Annotated in this window: 1 protein-coding gene; it reads right to left on the bottom strand. The window is 65.2% G+C overall.

Features of this window, described 5'->3' with window-relative positions; genetic code table 11:
- A partial coding sequence (locus D2N39_RS23500) for a strawberry notch C-terminal domain-containing protein (RefSeq protein ID WP_233557383.1) occupies positions 1 to 2,255 on the bottom strand: 2,255 nt, incomplete at both ends.

Below are 2,255 nucleotides of genomic sequence, written 5' to 3'. Positions count from 1 at the left end.
CGTGCATGTAGACCCTGGATGGGGAAGCGTGCAAGCAGGTGATCGAGCACTTTCACACCGCCGGAATCCGTCGGACAGAAGAGGCGCAGCTTCCAGCTGATGATCTCGGAAAAGAAGCCGTCGGCCTTGAGCCGGTCCTTGGCTGCTTCCGTGAACCCTGACAATTCGATCCGGTTAACCCCCATGACGCGCGAGCGGTGCAACTCCATCCCCTCGGCCAGGCGCACCACGGTCTTGCCCTTGAGAACAAGGGCATGGACCTGCGCCGCGGACAGTTGCGGCGCATCACCCGCCAGCGTCGTCGCGACCCAAGACGGCGAAACGCGGCGGCCGATGATGCGCTGGCCATCGTCGGTTTGCAGCCGGTAGACGCGGGTTTCGTCCTGGGGAAGTTGCTTCCAGATCGGCAGCAAGAGCCCCGCTACGATATGCAGCGTGGTTTCCGTGAACTCCGGCACCTCGGCCAGTTCCGCGGTCCAGGCGGCGATGAAGGCCGCGCGGTCGGCCTCGAGCCAATGCGTGTCGTCCATCAGCTTTGCAGGCACGGTGCTTGCCTCGGTGGGGCGGATCAACCGCAAGCGGGGCTCGATCGTGCCATCATCCAGCATTAGGCTGGTCGCGGGCACCTGCACCGCCGCGCGACCCGAGCGGCTGTTGACCAGGAGCCGTGCCTTCGGGTCATCAAGCCAGTCCAGCGCATTGGCCAGCGAGGTCGGCGTGTTGCGGCGCTTTTCTGCGATGGTCAGAAGCTGGGTTTCGGCGCCGGAGCCGGGATGGGTGTAGATCACCCTCGCATCGGTGACGCGGAAGCTCTCGGCGCGCAGCGTCTCGAGCCCGAGATCATAGACCCCGGCTGCGATTGCCCCCTCGATGCGTTGGTCGAGAAGTTCCTCGAAAGCCGAGAAAAGCACGGCCTGCATGTCGATCGTCAGCGCCAGCAGGCGATTGAGGAAGGTTGTGATCGGCGGCAACTCGTCCTTCAGCCCGTTGTCATCGGTCAGGCTAAGGCCGGTGGCATCCTCGAAGGCCCCGATCGAACAGCCCGCGACATCGCCGCGATAGATGCGACGGTATAGCTGGCGCAAAGCATCACGGGCGTAAGGCGACTCAAGGTTATCCTCGGGCCGGAAAAGCCCCTGCCCGCCGGTCTGGCGCTGACCCCGCGTGATCGCGCCCAATGTGTCGAGGCGGCGCGCGATGGTCGAGAGGAACCGTTTCTCCGCCTTCACATCGGTGGCCACCGGTCGGAAGAGCGGCGGTTGCGCCTGATTGGTGCGGTTGGTGCGGCCGAGACCCTGGATGGCGGCATCGGCCTTCCAGCCGGGTTCGAGGAGGTAGTGGACCCGAAGACGCTGGTTCTTGGCCCCAAGATCAGCGTGATAGCTGCGCCCCGTGCCGCCGGCATCGGAGAAGATCAGGATGCGCTTCTGGTCGTCCATGAAGGCGGCGGTTTCCGCGAGGTTGGCAGATCCTGCCCGGCTTTCCACGACAAGCCGCGCGGCATGCCCTTCGCCCTTGCGCACAATGCGGCGCGAGCGGCCTGTCACTTCCGCCACCAGATCGGTGCCGAAACGCTGGACGATCTGGTCGAGCGCCCCCGGCACGGGCGGCAGGCCGGCCAGCTTTTCGATCAGAGCGTCGCGGCGGCGGGCAGCCTCCCGACACTCGACGGGCTGCCCATCGCGCATCACGGGTCGTGACGACAGTTTGCCCTCACTGTCGGTGAAGGGCTCGTAGAGTTGCACCGGAAAGGAATGGGCGAGGTAATCCAGGACGTACTCCCGCGGGGTGATGTCGACGCGGATGTCGTTCCACTCCTCGGTCGGGACCTCCGACAGCCGGCGCTCCATCAGCGCCTCGCCGGTTGAGACGATTTGGATGACGGCGGCATGGCCCGCCGCCAGATCGGTCTCGATGCTCGTGATCAGCGTGGGGGTCTTCATTGAAGTCAGAAGATGGCCGAAGAAGCGCTGCTTCGCGGACTCGAAGGCCGAGCGCGCGGCGGACTTGGCCTGCCGGTTGAGGGTGCCGCCGCTGTCGCCTGTGATATTGGCAGCCTCCATCGCAGCGGCGAGGTTGTTATGGATGATGGCGAAAGCCCCGGCATAGGCATCATAGATGCCGCGCTGCTCAGGCGTCAGCGCATGCTCGAGCATTTCGTATTCGACGCCGTCATAGGAAAGCGACCGGGCAGTGTAGAGACCGAGCGAGCGCAGGTCGCGGGCGAGGACTTCCATCGCGGCAACGCCGCCAGC

This window comes from Gemmobacter lutimaris, assembly GCF_003570715.1.
GTDB classification, from domain to species: Bacteria; Pseudomonadota; Alphaproteobacteria; order Rhodobacterales; family Rhodobacteraceae; genus Gemmobacter; species Gemmobacter lutimaris.
Note: the sequence above shows the minus strand (reverse complement) of the source record. Positions and strands in the feature narration are given on the sequence as shown.